Here is a 19,331-nt window from a genome sequence, read left to right on the forward strand (position 1 = left end):
CGACGCCGTCAGCCGCCACATTAGACGCACATCTGCTCCGAAAACCGTTTCACACTTTTCGGAATGTGCTCTTGAATCACCATTTTACATTCAGTCCAATATTGCCTTCCCAGATCCGCGTTCGCTCTCCTCCGAGATTGGTTGTGTAGTCGGCAGTTGCAAAAAGGCTGGCCTTTTCCGTGATATCGACCGTTATCCCGCCGCCGACTTCCAGCGACGTTCCTTTCAGATTGGTGACAATCGGATCGGTGCCGAAGGATACGGTCTCGTCCGATGAGAAATTCTGCCAGAGATTGGCCTTCAGATAGGGGCGCAGCTTGCCGAACGAGGTTTCTTCCGCGCCCTGCAACCGCATGCCGATACGGCCCGTCCACGCATTGTCGGAATCGAACGTCACCGTGGAATAACGGTCAGCCTGATCGTCCAGCGAGAGATGCTGCCAGATCAGTTGCGCCTGCGGTTCCAGCGTCCAGTTGCCGCCGAGTGCCACCGGATAGCCGCCTTCCAGCGAGGCCGTCACGCCGTGGCCCTCAAGGTCTATGCCCTGTTGCGCGTTGGAGCTGGCGCTGCCATCGAACCATGTTCCCATCACCACCGCATCGAGATACCAGCCTTGCGGGCCGATATGGGTCCAATAGCCGCCGAAACTGGTGCCGGTAACGTCAAGGTCGCCGACGGCAAGATCGTTCCAGCCGAGCGCCTGCCCGGTAATATCGCCCGAGGCGCGCGCATAACCGAAGAAGACGCCGAAACGGTCGAAATGGCCGCCGTCGGATTCACGTCCGAACAGGTCCTGCCCGGCCTGAATACCGAGAAGACTGCCATCGACCCCCGGCGCAACGGTGCCCCTCCACTTCATGTCGATGTCCTGCCCGAACACCCGCACCCAGCTCGACGGCAGATAACCGCCGCTTTCGAGCAGGTCCTGTTCGCCCCGGCGCTCATGGAATGTGCCGAGCGTCGACAGCGCCAGATGATGCGCGACGGGCGGCAGAGCCGAATAGACCGGCACTTCTTCACGATAGAGATTGACGACATCGCCTTCCACGCGCGTCGCCCCTGCTGACGGCGGCGCGACGCCATTGCCGGGCAGTGGAGGCTGCATCAAACCACCAACGGAATTGTCTGGCGGGTCGGCAACATCTGCGGCCTGGGGAGCCGGAGGCGCAGTGGGCGCGGCGGAGTTTCCGGCGACCGGAGCAGAATTGTCCTGCGGGTCGGGATCGTTCGGATCGACTGGCAGCACCGCAGCCGGCTGATCCAATGGCGGCGGAGCGGCCACCGTTTCCGGAGCCTCTGGTTCCGGCGCTTCCGAACCCACGGCAGCCGGTTGACTACCGTTCACCAGCGTTGAGCGCAGATACCAGTTTTCTGTCGTTCCGGCAGAAACACCACCCTTGAACAGATAATATTCATAGGCGCCAGCCGCGACACGGCCATTCAAGGTGAAGGCGCCCGCAGTGGTGGTTGCGCCATTCAGCGTCTCAACGACCATGATGCCATTCGACACTGTCGAAGCACCTGCGCCACCGATATTTTCCACGACAATGCCGGTATTGCCGGAAGCCGAACCGCCATCGATCACCAGCTTGTCCGAAGGCGACGCATCACCCGCAAGCACCGTGTCGAGGAACAGCAGGCCATTTTGCCCGGTATAGTTGCCGCGAATGGTCAGGCTATCGGTCGTGCTGGAGCCGCCATTGGTCAGGTCGATGCGGCCTGCATTAAACACATTGGTCAGCTGCGTTGCGGCATAGGGCTTGATAACCGACTGGGCCGAACCACCATAAATGGTGCTGGTCGCATCGATGTTGAGCGTGCCCGTTCCGGTTCCCGCATCACCAAGCGTCAGCGGAGCATTGAAAACCAGACGCGTATCGTTGGTGAGATTGATGGTTTCCCATCCGCCGAAGCGATAAACCGCGCCAGTTTTGACATTGCTGAAGCTCAGACTATCGGTGCCTTCGCCACCGGTGATGAACTTGGTCGACCCCATATTGGCGTCGGTCAGGTTGGTCAGCGTGGCCACGTCGTTATCAGCGCCAAGATCGACATTTCCATATAGAATGCCGCCGCCGTTCCAGCTGAACGTGTCGGTGCCGAAGCTCAGCATGATGTCACCGGCAACCGTACCACCGGTAATGGTCACGCTGTCGGTGCCACCGCTGACACTGATACTACCGCCAATCATGCCGCTGGAGATGATGATCGTATCATTGCCGAAACCGGTCACCAGATTGCGATCGATGGTGCCGCCGGACATGTTGAAATAATTGTTGTCCAGCTTCATGTTGACGCGACCGATGCGCCCGCCGGTCATCACAGCATAATCGCCATCATCGAAAGCATCGATAATGCGGCCATCGGACATGAAAAACGTGTCGAGCCCGTCGCCCTGATTGAGCGAGATAATCTGGCCGCCCGTCATCTGAAAATCGTCGATGCCGCCGCCCTGTTGCACATTACCGACAACCGAGCCGCCAGAAATAATGAATGCATCCGCGCCATCGCCCTGATCGATGCTTCCCGCAATCGATCCCGAATGTAACTCGACGCGGTCCGTTCCGGCACCGAAGGTCACATTGCCATTGACCGTACCGCTGCCGCCTGTGGGCAGAAGGAGCGTGTTGTTGCCGCTCGTATCGGTCAGACCGGATGCGGATGTACCGCTGTCGCAGATGAAAACGTCATCACCGGCCGTTGGTGAAAACGAACATGCGGCCTGCGCATTTCCAGATGGCAAAAGCACGGCACCCACCGTGAACAGTGCCGTCGTGGAAAGCAGCAGGGTGGCCGAAACCCTGCGAATATCTAAATGCATCGAAACCCCTCAGTTCATTGCATAAAGCCCCCGCGACATTAAAAAACGAATTTATTTTGATGGGCAATACTTAAATTCCCAGTAGAGAATTTCAAAACATCATAAAAGATAAACAAAAATTAGAGGAAATGATTTAATAGCAAATAAGCTGTTGATTTCATTCGATAAATCCCAATGCCCTCCAGATTCACCATAGCTGACATTTCACTCTGGAAAAGCCAAAAAAACCGTTACATATCAATATCAAGACACCCGCCGCCTTGCGGCATTCGCCGCTCTGAAAGATGATCGCGGGCCCATGCGGAGCGAGTCACGAAAAGCCTATTTAGACGCGCGCCGTGCCGGTTGAATTACTGGTTGACCGCTTCATATATTTCTTCTGAAAAGCATGATCCGGTTGAATTGAGGAGGAAAACCATGGAACAATTTACCGGTGGCTGTCTGTGTGGCGATGTCCGGCTTGTCGCCTCGGGGCGTCCCTATCGGGTCGGCCTTTGCCACTGTCTCGACTGCCGCAAACATCATGGGGCGCTTTTTCTGGCATCAGCAATGTTCCCGCAAGATGCGGTCACGATCGATGGCGAAACGCGCGATTATGCCGGGCGTCATTTTTGTCCGCGCTGCGGTTCCTCGGTCTTTTCCCGTTCCGATGATGAAATCGAGGTGCATCTGGGTTCGCTCGATGCTCCCGACCAGCTGGTGCCGACCTACGAATTGTGGACGATCCGCCGCGAAAGCTGGTTGCCGCCATTTCCGCTGAAAAAGCGTTATGAGCGCGACCGCGAAAATGATGGCCGCTTCGAGGAATAGCGCCGGTATGCGGCAAAGCTAACACTACAGTTGCAAATTCGTCAGGCCGTAGCGAAACGAGTGATTTTCGAGCACCGGAGCGGAGCGTACTTCAACGTACGTGAGCACCGGAGCCTCGCATGATCCCGAAAAGTTGCAGACTTTTCGGATTAGATTATGCGAATGCAGAACTTAAATTGCTCGTTGCAGCCCGGCATGGCGAAGAATGCAACTGTATTGATACGCTGGATAAACGCGAGGCGAGCGCCTATATCCGGCTGGAACAACCCGGAAAGCCTCGCCATGACCCTGCTCATCAACCAGCCGCATCCCTCGATTGACCCCGCATCCATTCAGGAACTGGTGGCGACATTTTATGGACGCGCGCGGGCGGACGAGCTGCTCGGGCCGATTTTTGCGGAAGCCGTGCATGACTGGGATCACCATATCGCGCAGATTGCGCAATTCTGGTCGTCGGTCATCTTGAGAACCGGCGGTTATGACGGGCGACCCATGGCGCCGCATCTGAAGCTCAACCTGAAAGGCGAGCATTTCGACCGCTGGCTTGCCTTGTTCGAGCAAACCGCACGCGAGATTTATCCTGCGGAAGCGGCGATCATTTTCATTGATCGCGCGCGGCGCATTGCCGACAGTTTTGAAATGGCCATTGCAACGCAAGCGGGGCGTATCGCCGCCCCGCGTCATGCGCGCCGTCCGCTCTGATTGATCAGCCTGATCAGGCGGCAGGCTTCGACTTTTCGGCCTCCAGCTGCTTTTCGTGACGCAGCAGCATGCCGAACAGATCGCGCGGCTCATCCGGGTCGGCCAGAAGGTCGAGCTGCTCATACAGGCCCGTATCCTTCAGCTTGTCGCGCACATAACGCAAAGCCGAAAAATCTTCCGTGGCAAAGCCGACGGAATCAAACAGCGTGATCTGGCGCGCATCCTTGCGGCCCTGCGCCTTGCCGGTGATGACTTCCCACAACTCGTTGACCGGATAGTCTGCCGGGAGCTGCTGGATTTCACCTTCGATGCGGGTCTGCGGCGGATATTCGACGAAAATGTCGGAGCGGCGGAGAATATCGCCGTGCAATTCGGTCTTGCCCGGGCAATCGCCGCCCACCGCATTGATATGCACGCCAGCGCCGACCGTATTGTCGGTCAGGATGGTGGCATTGGCCTTGTCCGCCGTGACCGTCGTGATGATATCGGCGCCCTCGACCACTTCTTCCACCGAATTGCAGGCGACAATGTCGAAACCTGCATGGGCAAGATTGCGCATGCATTTTGCGGTCGCTTCCGGGTCGAGGTCGTAAAGGCGAAGCTTGTCCACGCCGAGCAGCGCCTTGAATGCTATGGCCTGAAATTCGCTCTGTGCGCCATTGCCGATGATCGCCATCGTGCGGGCATTCTTTGGCGCCAGATATTTGGCGGCAACCGCTGACGTGGCAGCCGTGCGCAGCGCCGTCAGGATCGTCATCTCGGTCAGGAGCATCGGGTAGCCGCTGCCCACATCGGCCAGAACGCCGAAAGCCGTGACAGTCTGAAGACCTTCACGTGTGTTCTTCGGATGGCCGTTGACATATTTGAAGCCATAAAGCGTGCCGTCGCTCGTCGGCATCAACTCGATCACGCCTTCGCGGGAGTGGGACGCGACACGCGCCGTCTTGTCGAAATTTTCCCAGCGGCGGAAATCCTCTTCCACATATGCGGCCAGTTCCTTCAGAAAGGTCTCGACGCCGATGGAAAGCACCAGCTTCATCATGTTGTCGACACTGACGAAGGGGACGATGTTGAGGTTCGGCTGGGTCATTCATATTCTCCTTAAACACGCTCCGAAAGGCTGACACGGCCTTCGGAGCGTATTGCGCATTGATACAATGATCGGAGCGTCATTCGGCAAGACGCGCCTTAATAGCTGATCGTCGGACGATCCATGACGCTGCGGCCCAAAAGGCTGGCCATCAGGTCCACCATGACGGTAGCCGTGCGGCCGCGCTCATCCAGAAACGGGTTCAATTCAACCAGATCGAGGCTCGTGACGAGCCCGCTGTCATGCAGCATTTCCATGATGAGATGGGCCTCGCGGAAAGTCGCGCCGCCCGGCACCGTCGTGCCGACAGCTGGCGCCACCGACGGATCAAGGAAATCAACGTCAAGGCTGACATGCAGCAGGCCGTCTTCCGCTTTCACACGGTCGAGGAAACGGCGCAGCAGCGCGGCAACGCCATGCTCGTCAATCATGCGCATGTCGAAAACCGAAACCTTGGTCTTCTGGATAGCCAGACGTTCCGCCGGATCGACGCTTCGAATACCCATCATGCAGACATTGTGCGGATCGATGGCGGCTTCAAGCTTCGGGAAAAAGCCGTCAAAGCCTTTCTGGCCGGTGTAATAGGCAACCGGCGTTCCATGCAGATTGCCGCTGGTTGTCGTTTCCAGCGTGTGGAAATCCGTATGCGCATCGAGCCAGAGCACGAACTGCTTGCGGCCCTTTGCGACGGCGCGGCGCGCAATGCCCGGAACCGTTCCGGCAGCCAGAAGATGATCGCCGCCAAGGAAAATCGGGAAGCCCTCTTCGCTCTCGCGGAAAGCGGCTTCGCTGATTGCTTCAATCCAGGCAACAGCGCTTGGCAGCGCCTTGATCGCATGGTTTGGATGTTCGCGCGACGCTTGCTTGATCTGAGCCGGGCTTGGAACCAGATTGCCGAGATCCGTAAAACCGTGACCAAGCTCGCGTATGGCATCGGCAATGCCTGCGGCACGGTAGGAATCGGGACCCATATTGCAGCCTGCGCGGCCAGTTCCTTCCTGAACGGGTAGTCCCAAAATCTTGCAATGCATAAAACAAGGTTCCTTCTGATTATTGTCATAAGATTCATCATTTTTATTTGGCGATGTGAACCAACCGGATTGGCAATTTTATCGGTTTGGTTTATCAGAATGTCGGATTGGCTTTTCAAAATGGAGAAACTATGGACGATCTGGATGAAAAGCTCATTACGCTTTTGCGCCATAATGGCCGCCGCAGCATTTCCGACATTGCGATCGATCTTGGCGTTTCCCGCGCAACGATCCGCGCGCGCATGGAACGGCTGGAACGCTCCGGCGATATTCTGGGCTATACGGTCATTCTGCGCTCGGACGCCGTGGACCTGCCGGTGCGCGGCATCATGATGATCGAAATCGAAGGTCATGTCGCCGACCGTGTGGTCAAGGCCCTTGGTGGTTTCTCGGAAATTTCCGCCGTCCACACGACCAATGGTCGTTTTGATCTGGTGGTCGAACTGGGCGCCGCGACCCTCGCCGATTTCGATGCGGTGCTGCGCCGTATCCGTCTCGTGCCCGGCATCAAGGCCAGCGAAACAAACTTATTGCTTGCCACACCGCGTTCAACGCGGGCGCGGCTCTAGCTATTCACGCATGTGCAAAGAAAAAGCCCGGTCTCGCGACCGGGCTTTTTCGTTCTCAGGATTAGGCGAGAGCCGGATAATCCGTATAGCCCTTTGCGCCACCACCATACATATGCTGCTGATCCAGCTCGTTGAGCGGCGCATTTTCCTTCAGACGCCGCACGAGATCCGGATTGGAAATGAACGGCTTGCCGAAAGCAACCAAATCGGCGCGACCGCTGGTGATTTCTTCCTCCGCCAGTTCACGGTCATAGCCATTATTGACCATCCAGGCGGCATCGCCGCCAGCGTCACGATAGACCTGCTTCAGACGCGCATAATCGAACGGCTGCGGGCCCTGCTGGAAGTCACGCGGACCACCGGTTGCGCCTTCGATGACATGAACATAGGCAAGACCGTAAGGCGCAAGCTTGTCGACCACATAGTCAAACAACGGCTGCGGATCGGAATCCGATGCGTCATTGGCGGGCGTAACCGGCGAAAGGCGGATACCGACCTTGCCTGCATCCACCGTCTTGGTGATTGCATCGACCACTTCGAACAGGAAGCGCGCGCGGTTTTCAATCGAGCCGCCATATTCGTCGGTGCGGTGATTGCTGCCCGAACGCAGGAACTGGTCGATCAAGTAGCCATTGGCCGCATGAATTTCGACACCGTCGAAACCGGCAACGTCAATCGCGTCCTTCGCAGCCTTGGCATAGGTGGCGACGATGTCTGCAATCTCGCTTTTTTCCAGCGCGCGCGGCTCGGAGGTCGGTGCGAATTCGCCCGTGCCATCGGGATGGACCAGATAGGTCTTCGACTTGGCGGTGATCGCGGACGGCGCAACCGGCTTGCCGCCATTCGGCTGCAAGGTGTTGTGGGAAATACGGCCCACATGCCACATCTGCACGACGATCTTGCCGCCGGCTGTGTGAACGGCATCGGTTACGCGCTTCCAGCCGGCCAGCTGCTCGGCCGAATAAAGGCCCGGAACATCGGCATAGCCCTGCCCCTGATGGCTGATCGGCGTTGCCTCGGTGATGATGAGGCCAGCGCTGGCGCGCTGCTCGTAATAGGTGACGTTGAGATCGTTCGGCACGGCGCGCGGCGAGCGATTGCGCGTCAGCGGCGCCATCACAACGCGATTGGCAAGCTTCAGATCACCAACGGTGACAGGATCGAACAAGGTGGCCATGGGCATTTCCTTCAAGTTGGAAAAGGTGGGCAAGTTGGAAAAGTTGGTCAAAGATCGGATAGGGTTGCGATGAAGGCGGCTATCGCCTCTTCGTCGCGCTTATAAAACGTCCATTGGCCGACGCGGTGGGGCGTGATCAGCCCCGCTTTTGTCAGCACGGACAAATGGGCTGAAACGGTGGATTGGGAAAGACCGCACCGCTCGAACTGGCCCGCGCACACGCCCATCTCCAATGGCATGTGCTGAGCGGAGAAGTGTTTCTCCGGCTCTTTGAGCCAGCTCAAAATGTCGAGACGCACCGGATGACTAAGCGCTTTCAGCATCTCATCCAAGGGCACTGGCAAGGCTGTCTGCTGCTTTATCGATTGAACTTTCGACATTGCACTCACCTCGCTGATCCGATGCATATCGTCATTTCACGATATAGATATCGCTTAGTTTCGATTTAAAAAGAGGCGCAGCGTTCACATGCGCGTGAACGGCCAAACTGCCGCCTTTCCTGTGGAACATCGATATCGCCTTGATTGCGCCGAACAGACATCCGACTATGTTCGCTGCAAATATTTGGGATTGGAATACATATGGCGGACGACAGCAGGCGCATTGCCGCGATTATCGCGGCGGAAATCAACGCAAAGCCGGAACAGGCAATGGCCGCCATCGGCCTTCTGGACGAAGGCGCAACCGTGCCCTTCGTGGCGCGCTACCGCAAGGAAGTCACCGGCGGGCTGGACGACACGCAACTGCGTCAACTTTCTGAACGCCTCGCTTATCTGCGTGAACTGGAAGCGCGCCGCGCCTCCATTCTGGAATCGATCCGCGGTCAGGAAAAGCTGACGCCGGAACTGGAATTGAAGATTGCCAATGTCCAGACCAAGGCTGAGTTGGAAGATCTTTATCTGCCCTATAAGCCGAAGCGCCGCACCCGTGCGGAAATCGCCCGTGAGCGCGGGTTTGGCCCTCTGGCCGAAGCGATCCTCGCAGACCGCAGCCTTGTGCCCGCCGACATTGCCGCGTCCTATGTCAGCGGCGAAGTTGCTGATGTGAAAGCCGCGCTCGATGGCGCACGCGATATCATCGCCGAAGGTTTTGCGGAAAATGCCGAGCTGATCGGCAATTTGCGCAACTATCTGAAAGATCGCGCTGTTTTGCGCTCGCGTGTCGTGGACGGCAAGCGGGAGGCGGGTGCGAAGTTCTCCGATTATTTCGATCATTTCGAACGCTGGGCCACCGTTGCGGGTCACCGTGCGCTCGCCATGCTGCGCGGACGCAACGAGGATTTCCTGTCGCTCGACATTGAAATCGATGCCGACGACACCTCAGCCGTGAAACCGGTCGAGCGCAAGATCGCCGCCGCCTATGCGATTGGCGGCACGCTTCCGGGCGACCGCTGGCTGATGGAAGTGGCAGGCTGGGCATGGCGCGTGAAGCTTTCTCTCTCGCTGTCTCTCGATCTGATGCGCGACCTGCGCGAGCGCGCCGAAGAAGAAGCGATCAATGTTTTCGCCCGCAATCTGAAAGACCTGTTGCTGGCCGCGCCCGCAGGCTCCCGCGCCACCATGGGTCTCGATCCGGGCATCCGCACCGGCGTCAAGGTGGCAGTGGTCGATGGCACGGGCAAGCTGCTCGACACCACCACGGTCTACCCCTTCCCGCCGAAGAATGATGTGCGCGGCACACAGGCGGAACTGGCAAGCCTTGTCCGCAAACACAAGATCGAACTGATCGCGATTGGCAATGGCACCGGCAGCCGCGAGACGGAACGTCTCGTGGTGGACATGCTGTCGGACATGCCAGCTCCAAAACCGCTGAAAGTCATCGTGTCGGAAGCGGGAGCATCGGTCTATTCGGCGTCTGAAGCTGCCGCCTCCGAATTCCCGCAGTTGGACGTGTCCCTGCGCGGTGCGGTTTCCATCGCGCGCCGCTTGCAAGACCCGCTGGCGGAACTCGTCAAGATCGAACCGAAATCCATCGGCGTCGGCCAGTACCAGCATGACGTCGATCAGATACGCCTCGCCCGTGCGCTCGACGCCGTGGTGGAAGACGCGGTGAATGCAGTTGGTGTTGATCTCAATACGGCTTCCGCCTCGTTGCTTGCCCGCGTTTCGGGACTTGGCGCATCGATTGCGGAGGCCATTGTGGCGCATCGCGATGCCGCAGGCGCGTTCAAGAACCGCAAGGAACTGCTCAAAGTCGCCCGCCTTGGCAACCGTACTTTCGAGCAATGCGCGGGCTTCCTGCGCATTCCGAACGGCACCGAACCGCTCGACGCATCATCGGTTCACCCGGAAGCCTATGGGGTGGCGAAGAAGATCGTTGCCGCCTGCGGTCGCGATGTGCGCTCGCTGATGGGCGACAGCGTGGCGCTGAAAAGCCTCGATCCTCGTGTTTTCGTGGATGAACGTTTCGGCCTGCCGACCGTGCGCGATATCATTGCCGAGCTGGACAAGCCGGGCCGCGATCCGCGACCGGAGTTCAAGACCGCGACCTTTGCCGACGGTATCGACGATATCAAGGACCTGAAGCCCGGTATGATGCTGGAAGGCACCGTGACAAACGTGGCCGCCTTCGGTGCCTTCGTGGATATCGGCGTGCATCAGGACGGCCTCGTCCATGTCTCGCAACTGGCCGACCGTTTCATCAAGGACCCGCATGAAGTGGTGAAAGCGGGCGATGTGGTGAAGGTGCGCGTGGTGGAAGTGGATGTGCCGCGCAAGCGCATCGGCCTTTCCATGCGCAAGGATGGCGGCGAAGCGCCTGCCCCGCGCAACAACGCGCAACGCGATCCAAGGCCTGCCAAGAACTTCACGCCGCAACGCAAACAGGAACAGCCTTCGACCGGCGGTTTTGGCGCAGCGCTACTGGAAGCGATGAAGAAGAAATAAGGCAGTCTACCGGGCGTTGGCTCGCTCTCGCGCTGAGCCTCCGCCCGCCCTCACCCCTCAGCTTCCCCCTCGCCCTCACCCTGAGCTTGTCGAAGGGTCGAAGGGCGAGGAAAAACACAGAAACCGCCCCTCTCCTTCGAGACGGCTCCTTTCGCAAAACTCAAGGAGCCCCTCAGGATGAGGGGCTGGGCTGTGGCTAGGGCTGAGCCAAGCTCACGATCAGTCTGTTGGAGTTAAGTTAGATCTTGTTGCCGATCGGAAAGCCGGTTGAGGCTTTTCTCACCGGCATGTCCTCGGTGGGGATGATCCAGCCGCCGCAAATGGCGATGCGCACCTCGTCGCCCTCTTCCAGCCGGACGGGATCACGCACTTCGAAATGCAAGGAAATCTCTGGCTTGGCGATGACTTCGGCCTCAAGGCGCGAGCCTCCGCCGCGATAGACAGAACGCTTCACGCGGACCGGAATGCCGCCGGTTTCGGTGAGTTTCAGGTCGGCGGCCCGCACGCAGAGCTGTGCATTGGCGCGCGGCATTTCGGTGCCCGAACACCGCACCTGTGCGCGGCTGCCCAGCACCAGCGCTTCGCAATGGCCCGCTTGCGCAAAAGATAGCACTTCGGCAGGCAGAACCATGCCATGCGCAATGAAGGAGGCCACCATTTCACTGGCGGGTTCTTCATAGAGCTTTCGCGGCGTATCGAACTGCTGCAGCTTGCCGTGATCCAGCACCGCGATGCGGTCGGCCAGCGCCATGGCTTCCGCCTGATCGTGGGTGATGTAGATGATCGTCGTGCCGGTGCGCTTATGGAAAGCGGCAAACTCGTCTTCCATCGAAGCGCGCAGATGCACGTCGAGATTGGCCAGCGGCTCATCGAACAGTACCAGCGACGGTGCTGCCACCAGACAGCGGGCGAGCGCCACGCGCTGGCGTTGCCCGCCGGAAAGATTGGCGGGGCGGCGATCACCGAACCCGTCGAGATCGACCAGCGCCAGTGCTTGCCTCACCCGGCGTTCACGCTCGGCCTTGGCGACCTTGGCCACGCGCAGACTGTAACCGACATTTTCCGCCACGGTCATATGCGGCCAGAGCGCATAATTCTGGAAGACGATGCCGACCTGCCGCTTTTCCGGAGGCACATTGCCGCTCGCATGGGAAACGCAGCTGTCACCAATATGGATTTCGCCGCCGTCCACTTCTTCGAAGCCCGCAATCATGCGCAGCAATGTGGTCTTGCCGCAGCCGGAAGGCCCGAGAATGGCAACGAACTCGCCGTCATTCACATCCAGCGTCACGCCGGACAGGGCCTGAAACCCGTTGAACGTCTTGGATACCTGGTCGATCTTCAGTCGCGCCATGGCAGGACTCCGTTTGGAAGACGCCGCGCAAACAGATTTGTTGCAAGCATCAGCATGAATGTCACCGCAACGGCCAGAATGGATATGGCAGCCGCATAGGCGGAATCACCCGCCTGTTCGAAAGAAAACATCACCACACCCAGCGTTTCCGACCCCGACGCCCAGAGAAGTGCCGAAACCGTCAGCTCGCAAAACGCGGTCATGAAGATGAGCACGCCGCCTGCAAGCGTCGCCGGTGCGACAAGAGGAAATATAATCGTGCGCAGCCGATAGAAAAGCCCCGCGCCCGCAACCCGTGCCGCTTCCTCCATGGCGCGGTCAATCTGGTGCAGTCCGGCAACCGTGGGACGCAGCGCCAGCACAAAAAACCGCGCCAGATAGGCAAAAAGGATGATCCAGAGCGTGTTGTAGAGGCTGACGCCGATCACGGGCAGCGGCTTCAGGAACATCAACAGGCAGGCAATCGCCAGCACGACGCCCGGAAGCGCATAGGGAAGCTCGGCTGCGAAATTGAGCACCGGGGTCCAGCGCCGTTTGCGCCATGCCAGCATATAAGCGAGCGGTACGGCGATCAGAACCGCAAAGAGTGCTGCAACCAGCGACAGCAGAATGCTGTTGCCGAAGGCGCGCGCAGCCCCACCATGTTCCATGAGCACAAAGCGGAAATTTTCAAATGTCGCGGTGGCAAAAGTCAACGGTACGCCATAGGCCGGGACCAGCGCCGAAAGCGTCAGTCCGATCAGCGGCAGCAGCAGCACGATGACGATCATCAGCCATGCCGCCACTTCCGCCAGAAGTCGCCAGCGTCCGAGCGCAAAGGGCGCTGCGGGCAGCGATGTGGAGACGATGCGGAAATCGCGCCTGCGTGACGCATAGTCCTGCGCCGCGATGCCCGCCATGGCGATCAGCCCAATCAGCACCGACAGCACAGCAACGCTCGACAGAACCGATGGCCCGCCACCGGCAAGGCGTTGATAAATAAGCGTCGGCAGGACGAGATAATTCGACGGAATGCCAAGAAAGGCCGGAATGCCGAAATTGCCGACACAGGAGACAAAGGCCAGAGCGGCAGCGCCGATGATCGATGGCGTCATCAGCGGCAATATGATGGTGCGCAGCACGGTCCATTTGCCGGCACCTGCGCTCAAACCGGCCTCGACCAGTTCACGCGGCAGCTTGCGCAGACCCGCCCGCACAATGAGGAAAACCAGCGGCCCATATTGCACGCCGAGCAGAAAGATAATGCCCCAGACGGAATAGAGCGGATTGCGGCTGCCAAGCGGCGGCGCCATGCCGAGGAGTTTGAGAAACTGGCTCGATGGCCCAAAAAGCTGCAGCCAGGCCAGCGCCGTCACCTGCGGCGCGATCAGAAGCGGCGTCACATAGAAAAGCACGAAGACATTGCGCCCGCGCATATTGGTGAGACCGACCAGCAAGGCAGCAGCAATGCCAAAGGCAAGCGCCAGCACCGCGCCGCCAATGCCGATTTGCAGGGAATGCCAGGTTGCAACCCATGTCGACTGGCTGCCCAGTGTCTCCACCAGAACGGAAGTCGAAAACTGCCCCTGCGGCGCAACAAGTTCCACCAGCAGTCGGCCCATCGGCAGAAGCGACAGAACCGCCACGATCAGCGTTACGCCAACAATCAGGGCCGCATCGCGGCCCTGAAGGTCTTTTATGATACGCATCGAAATGCCTTATCCGCCAAACAGCTCGGAGAACTGCTTCTTGTCGGCATCAGTCTGATCGAGAACCTTCTGGGTGTCGATAGACATGATGTTGATCTTGGTGCCTTCCGGCAGCCAGGCAGGACGGCCAACGCCTTCCTTGGCAGGCAGATAGCCCTGTTCCAGCGCCAGCTTCTGGCCGCCGTCGGAGAGGATGAAATCAACGAACTTCTTGGCGCCATCGACATTCTTGGCAGTGGCCATGATGGCGACCGGCTCGGTCACGGCTGGCACGCCTTCCGACGGGAACACGAACTCGACCGGCGAGCCCTTGGCCTTGGCATTGAGCGCCATGAAATCGACGAGGATGCCATAAGGCTTTTCACCGCTGGCAACCGACTTCAGTACCGCGCCGTTGCCCTTCACGCTTGCCAGTTCATTGGCCTTGAGGCCCTTGAAATAATCCCAGCCCAGATCCTTGTTGAGCGCAAAGCCGCTGAGGAGATAGGCCGCAGCCCCCGAATAAAGCGGGCTCGGCATCACCACCTGCCCCTTATACTCGGCCTTGGCGAGATCGGCCCAATGTTCCGGCTTCTGCGTAGCGCCGGTGTTATAGGCAATGCCGGTGGTAATCAGCTTGGAACCGAAATAGGTCTTGTCGGCGTCATAGGAGTCGGCGGCAAAACCATCGACCTTGGCTTCCGGATAGGCGAGCAGGCGCTTGTCCTTCTTCAGTCCTTCCATGGTCACGGCATCGGCGATCAAAAGCACGTCGGGCTGCGGCGCACCGGCGGCGAATTCGGCGGCAAGCTTGGTGAGGAGTTCACTGGTGCCGGAGCGGAAAATCTGCACTTCCGTTTCCGGATTGGCCTTGCGGAAAGCCTCGACGGTCTTGGTCGCATCCGCTTCGGGCTGCGAGGTATAAAGCGTCAGCGTGTCGGCCTGTGCCACAGCGATGGATAGAGCAAGAAGCGCAGGTACGGCAACGGCCCGCTTCAGCATCTTGTTCATGGGATTTGCTCCTCGGATTTCGGTGTAATGCTCGCCAGCATGGCCGGCAATGCCAGCGCAGCCCTGCCGCGTGCGAACTGATAACGCGCAGATACTGTTATGGCGATAGGCACGATCATTTCCATTCATGGTGCACCTGTCAAACATCCTGCGATCTGGTCTGCGGAAAACAAAAAGCCTTCCGGCGGAATCACGTCCATCGGAAGGCTTATAAGGCATTGAATATTTTTGCCTATCAGCGATCCGCATCCCTTCGACATGAAGGCGACGCGCACCGCAATAGAGGATTTGCGCTGCGGTTTTATGACAAGCCGCAGAGGGGCAAAAAAATCAGATGACCATTTCTGCGACATGCGCGATCTGTGCGCCCGCCTCGTAATAGGCTTCGCGAACACCACGGAAATTCTGCGCCTTCGGATCGCTGACCGGCAGCGGCAGATCGTCTTCGGTGATTTCTCCCGAAACGAGCTGCGACAATATCTTGCCGAACACGGTGCCCGGCACGATGCCGCGACCATTATAGCCGGAGAAACCCACCACTTTGCGCGCCAGACGATGGAACTTTGGCAGGCTGTCATTGGTCATGCCGATCTTGCCATACCATTCCGCCTCGAACTCGACATTGCCGATCTGCGGGAACAGGCGCTTGAGCGACTTCTTCGCCCAGGCCTTGTGCACGGCAGCGCCCGTATTGCGCAGCGCGCCGACGCTGCCAAAAACCAGACGACCCTGTTGGTCGAAACGGAAGGACGACAGAACTTCTTTCGTGTCCCATGCGCCCTGACGTTCCGGCAGAATGGTCCTCTTCAGATTGTCCGAGAGCGGCGTGGTCGCGAAATTGAAATAGGGCAGATGCACCAGTTCGGCTCGGACTTCGGCCCATGGCGCGTTGGTATAGGCATTGGTGGCGACGACCACCCAATCCGCCGTGACCGAACCCTTGGCGGTCTTGACCGTCCACTTGCCGTTCTGCTCGCTTGCGCCGACCACCGGGCTGCCCGTGAAAATCTGTGCGCCTGCGGCAACGGCCGCATGGGCCAGACCGCGCACATAGGCCAGCGGCTGGATTGTTCCGGCGCGCAGATCAAGCAGCGAACCCGCATAGGCCCTGGTGCCGACCTTGGCTTCCGTTTCCTTCGCGTCCAGCAGCTTCACATTGGCGCCGCGGCGCGCCCATTGCTCACAGCGGTCTTCCAGTTCCTTGAGACCCTTCGCGCCCACAGCGCAATGAAGCGTGCCCTGCTTTTCGACTTCGCAGGCAATCTTGTTTTTCTCGATTATTTCGAAAACCAGCTTCGGGCCATTGCCTAGAACATCGAGCAGGCGCGCACCGTATTTTTCGCCGAGAACGCCCGGCAGATCATCGGGCATCACCCACATGCCCGCATTGACCAGACCGACATTGCGACCCGAACCGCCATAGCCGATCTCGATGCCTTCAAGGACGATCGCCTTGACGCCCTTTTCCGCCAGATGCAAGGCCGTGGAAAGACCGGAGAAACCGCCGCCCACAATCACCACATCCGCCGTCAGGTCGCCTTGCAGCGAGGTCGTCTTCGGAGCAGCCGGAGCGGTCTTTTCCCAAAGACCATGAGAGCGCGGATCGTTCAACATTGAGAGCAACAACCATTTCGTATCGTGGAAGGCACATCGCGTGCCGGACTGCATCTATTTCACGCCGCGAAAGCCGGTTGGACAGCGCTAATTGCGCAACAATTCATTCCGGTTTGGAATGAACCAGTGCCGAATAGTCCGTATTGCCGACCTGACCGGCAATCCACTGGCAGAATATCTGCGTCAGCGGATTTTCCAGTTTTCCTTCCGGCACGACGAGATAATAGTCATTCTCGGTGCGCATGGGCTTCTCGAAAAGCAGCACCAGCTCGCCATCGCGCAGTTCCTGCTCGATCAGGTAAAGCGGCAGAAGCGCAAAGCCGAGACCGGCCAGAGCCGCGCCAATCACCATCGAGAACTGGTCGAAACGATGCCCCCGATAGGCCGACTGCCCCTCGACACCGCAGCTTTCAAACCATTGCGCCCACATTTTCGGGCGTGTCGCGAGATGCAGAAGCGGTTCGCTTTCAAGTTCTTCCGGCGCGGAAGGATGGCGGGTTTCCAGCAGGCGCGGGCTTGCAACCGGCACAATCACCTCGCTGCACAAAAAGCTGCAGGTCGCATGCGCCCAGACCGGCTGCCCGTAATGGATGGCAAGATCGTGCGGCTCTTCCTCGAAATCGAACACGCCGGAACGCGACGCGACATTGATCGCGATGCCCGGGTGCTTCTCGACAAAATCCGGAATACGCGGCATCAGCCAGCGCGAGCCGAATGTCGGCAGCGTGGCGACGCTGAACGAAGACGTGGACTGTGCTGAAGCCATCGCGCGCAACATCGTATCTTCGGTCTGGTTGAGAAGACGCCGCACTTCCGGCAGAAACTTGCGCCCGGCATCGGACAGGAGAATGCGCTGGCGGATACGCTCGAACAAAAGCACGCCGAGCTGGCTTTCCAGATCCTTGATCTGGCGGCTGACGGCGCTCTGGGTGAGATTGAGTTCATTGGCCGCCTGGGTAAAACTGCCATGGCGCGCAGCACATTCAAAGGCTTGCAAAGTGGCGATGTCCGGAATCAGTCTCCTGCTTAGCTTCATTCCAATCTCGCATTAACATAGTTGCTTTCAGCGCGATCATAACCGGAAAACGGCTGATATGATACATTTTCATCATAATCCCGTCATGTTTTCGCATTGCTGAATATGACCCCTACAAAGACAGTTTAGGTTCCACGGAAGCATACGCCATGAACGCGCAGAAATTCGTATCGCCAGACGCCATTCGTTCCGCTTTTTCGGCTGCGATGTCCGGCATGTACAGGGAAGAAGTGCCTGCCTACGGCACGCTGATGGAACTCGTCGCGGACGTGAACAGCAAGGTTCTCGCCGACGACAGCCATCTGCACGAACGCCTGACGGAAACTGACTCGCTGGAGCGTATTTCCGAAGAGCGCCATGGCGCCATCCGTCTCGGCACCGCCGCCGAACTTTCCATGATGCGCCGCGTCTTCGCGGTGATGGGCATGTTCCCGGTCGGCTATTACGATCTGAGTGCGGCTGGCGTTCCCGTGCATTCCACCGCTTTCCGTCCGATCGACGATGCCGCGCTGAAACACAATCCGTTCCGCGTCTTCACCTCGCTTCTGCGTCTCGACCTCATTGCCGACGAGAAGCTGCGCGCAGAGTCTGAAGACGTTCTTGCCAAGCGCAACATCTTCACCACTGGCGCCGTTGCTCTGGTCGAGAAGGCCGAAGCCAATGGCGGCCTCAACGATGCCGACGCCAAGGCTTTCGTGGCTGAAGTACTGGAAACCTTCCGCTGGCACGACCACGCCAATGTTTCCGCCGAGCTTTACCATCGCCTGCATGATGCGCATCGCCTGATTGCCGACGTTGTGTCGTTCAAGGGCCCGCACATCAACCATCTGACGCCGCGCACGCTCGACATCGACGCCGTGCAGGACCAGATGCCGGAACGCGGCATCAATCCGAAGGCTGTCGTTGAAGGCCCGCCAACCCGCAAGTGCCCGATCCTGTTGCGCCAAACCTCGTTCAAGGCGCTGGAAGAAGAAGTCTCCTTCATCGGCAGCGACGGCCAATGGACCGCCGGTTCGCACACTGCCCGTTTTGGTGAAATCGAACAGCGCGGCATTGCGCTGACGCCCAAAGGTCGCGGCCTTTACGACAAGCTTCTCAACGACACACGCGCCATTGCCCGTCCGGCTCCGGATGGCTCCAATGCAAGCGCTTACGTCAAGGCGCTGAGCGACACCTTTGCGGCTTTCCCGGACACCTGGGCTGGCATTCGCGAAGCGGGTCTCGGCTACTTCGCCTATTCGGTCAAAGATGCCGCGAAGCTTGCAAGTTTCAAGCCGAACACGGATATCGAGCTTCTCGTCGCCGCTGGCGCGGTGCAGTTCGACCCGCTGACCTATGAAGACTTCCTGCCGGTCAGTGCAGCCGGTATATTCCAGTCCAATCTGGGCGATGACGACACGCAGGAATTCGTGGAAAGCCCGAACCAGAAGCGTTTTGAAGAAGACCTTGGCGCCAAGGTTCTCAACGAATTCGAGCATTATGCCCGCATCGAACGCGAATCCATCGAAGCCGTACAGGCCCGCCTCGGCGGCCTTGAAGCGGCAGAATAAAGTTAAGACATAGA

Annotated in this window: 17 protein-coding genes; 6 read left to right on the top strand and 11 right to left on the bottom strand. The window is 58.8% G+C overall.

From position 1 onward, the window contains the following. Positions 1-76: 76 nt before the first annotated feature. Complete coding sequence (locus D8666_RS05120) at positions 77-2,821, bottom strand: autotransporter outer membrane beta-barrel domain-containing protein (protein ID WP_121536568.1); 2,745 nt, start codon at positions 2,819-2,821, stop codon at positions 77-79. Between the two features lie 417 nt (positions 2,822-3,238). Between D8666_RS05120 and D8666_RS05125 the strand changes: the two genes are divergently transcribed. From D8666_RS05125 to D8666_RS05130, 3 genes are all read left to right on the top strand, one after another. Continuing rightward, complete coding sequence (locus D8666_RS05125; RefSeq protein WP_121536570.1) at positions 3,239-3,631, top strand: GFA family protein; 393 nt, start codon at positions 3,239-3,241, stop codon at positions 3,629-3,631. Between the two features lie 119 nt (positions 3,632-3,750). Next, positions 3,751-3,951, top strand: coding sequence for a hypothetical protein (locus D8666_RS24335; RefSeq protein ID WP_209445960.1), 201 nt, complete (start codon positions 3,751-3,753; stop codon positions 3,949-3,951). Beyond that, on the top strand, positions 3,914-4,333 hold the full coding sequence (locus D8666_RS05130) for a group III truncated hemoglobin (RefSeq protein WP_121536572.1): 420 nt from the start codon (positions 3,914-3,916) through the stop codon (positions 4,331-4,333). The genes D8666_RS24335 and D8666_RS05130 overlap by 38 nt, the downstream gene beginning before the upstream one ends. Positions 4,334-4,346: 13 nt before the next feature. Here the strand turns inward: D8666_RS05130 and ocd are convergent, their stop codons facing one another. Then, positions 4,347-5,423 carry an ornithine cyclodeaminase gene (gene ocd, locus D8666_RS05135; RefSeq protein ID WP_121536574.1) on the bottom strand — a complete coding sequence of 359 codons (1,077 nt, stop codon included), beginning with the start codon at positions 5,421-5,423 and terminating at the stop codon, positions 4,347-4,349. A 98-nt stretch (positions 5,424-5,521) separates the two neighbouring features. Then, positions 5,522-6,454 carry an arginase gene (gene rocF / locus D8666_RS05140; protein ID WP_109369553.1) on the bottom strand — a complete coding sequence of 311 codons (933 nt, stop codon included), beginning with the start codon at positions 6,452-6,454 and terminating at the stop codon, positions 5,522-5,524. 131 nt (positions 6,455-6,585) lie between these two features. Here rocF and D8666_RS05145 point away from each other — a divergent pair, with 131 nt between their 5' ends. After that, on the top strand, positions 6,586-7,023 hold the full coding sequence (locus D8666_RS05145; RefSeq protein WP_109369554.1) for an Lrp/AsnC family transcriptional regulator: 438 nt from the start codon (positions 6,586-6,588) through the stop codon (positions 7,021-7,023). Positions 7,024-7,084: 61 nt separating this feature from the next. Here D8666_RS05145 and D8666_RS05150 read toward each other — a convergent pair whose 3' ends face one another. Both D8666_RS05150 and D8666_RS05155 read right to left on the bottom strand, forming a co-directional pair. Further along, a complete protein-coding gene (locus tag D8666_RS05150) occupies positions 7,085-8,200 on the bottom strand; it encodes an alkene reductase (RefSeq protein ID WP_109369555.1) in 1,116 nt (371 codons plus the stop codon). A 47-nt stretch (positions 8,201-8,247) separates the two neighbouring features. Next, positions 8,248-8,580 (bottom strand): ArsR/SmtB family transcription factor, encoded by a 333-nt coding sequence (locus D8666_RS05155; protein ID WP_109370283.1) that lies wholly within the window; start codon positions 8,578-8,580, stop codon positions 8,248-8,250. Positions 8,581-8,781: 201 nt separating this feature from the next. Between D8666_RS05155 and D8666_RS05160 the strand changes: the two genes are divergently transcribed. Beyond that, complete coding sequence (locus D8666_RS05160; protein ID WP_121536576.1) at positions 8,782-11,085, top strand: Tex family protein; 2,304 nt, start codon at positions 8,782-8,784, stop codon at positions 11,083-11,085. A 238-nt stretch (positions 11,086-11,323) separates the two neighbouring features. On the opposite strand, the gene D8666_RS05165 is transcribed toward D8666_RS05160, so the two are convergent. From D8666_RS05165 to D8666_RS05190, 6 genes are all read right to left on the bottom strand, one after another. Next, positions 11,324-12,439 (bottom strand): ABC transporter ATP-binding protein, encoded by a 1,116-nt coding sequence (locus D8666_RS05165; RefSeq protein ID WP_121536578.1) that lies wholly within the window; start codon positions 12,437-12,439, stop codon positions 11,324-11,326. Next, positions 12,427-14,127, bottom strand: coding sequence for an ABC transporter permease (locus D8666_RS05170; protein WP_121536580.1), 1,701 nt, complete (start codon positions 14,125-14,127; stop codon positions 12,427-12,429). The genes D8666_RS05165 and D8666_RS05170 overlap by 13 nt, the downstream gene beginning before the upstream one ends. Before the next feature lie 9 nt (positions 14,128-14,136). Continuing rightward, a complete protein-coding gene (locus D8666_RS05175; RefSeq protein ID WP_121536582.1) occupies positions 14,137-15,117 on the bottom strand; it encodes an ABC transporter substrate-binding protein in 981 nt (326 codons plus the stop codon). 125 nt (positions 15,118-15,242) lie between these two features. Continuing rightward, on the bottom strand, positions 15,243-15,470 hold the full coding sequence (locus D8666_RS05180) for a hypothetical protein (protein ID WP_121536584.1): 228 nt from the start codon (positions 15,468-15,470) through the stop codon (positions 15,243-15,245). Next, entirely contained in the window at positions 15,448-16,731 is a 1,284-nt protein-coding gene (locus tag D8666_RS05185; protein WP_121536586.1) for an NAD(P)/FAD-dependent oxidoreductase, read from the bottom strand. The genes D8666_RS05180 and D8666_RS05185 overlap by 23 nt, the downstream gene beginning before the upstream one ends. 103 nt (positions 16,732-16,834) lie before the next feature. After that, positions 16,835-17,767 carry a LysR family transcriptional regulator gene (locus tag D8666_RS05190; RefSeq protein WP_121536588.1) on the bottom strand — a complete coding sequence of 311 codons (933 nt, stop codon included), beginning with the start codon at positions 17,765-17,767 and terminating at the stop codon, positions 16,835-16,837. 149 nt (positions 17,768-17,916) lie between these two features. On the opposite strand from D8666_RS05190, the gene hglS reads away from it, so the two are divergent. Further along, a complete protein-coding gene (hglS, locus tag D8666_RS05195) occupies positions 17,917-19,317 on the top strand; it encodes a 2-oxoadipate dioxygenase/decarboxylase HglS (protein ID WP_121536590.1) in 1,401 nt (466 codons plus the stop codon). Positions 19,318-19,331: the final 14 nt, after the last annotated feature.

Origin of the sequence: Ochrobactrum soli (genome assembly GCF_003664555.1) — a bacterium.
In the GTDB taxonomy this organism is placed as follows: Bacteria; Pseudomonadota; Alphaproteobacteria; order Rhizobiales; family Rhizobiaceae; genus Brucella; species Brucella teleogrylli.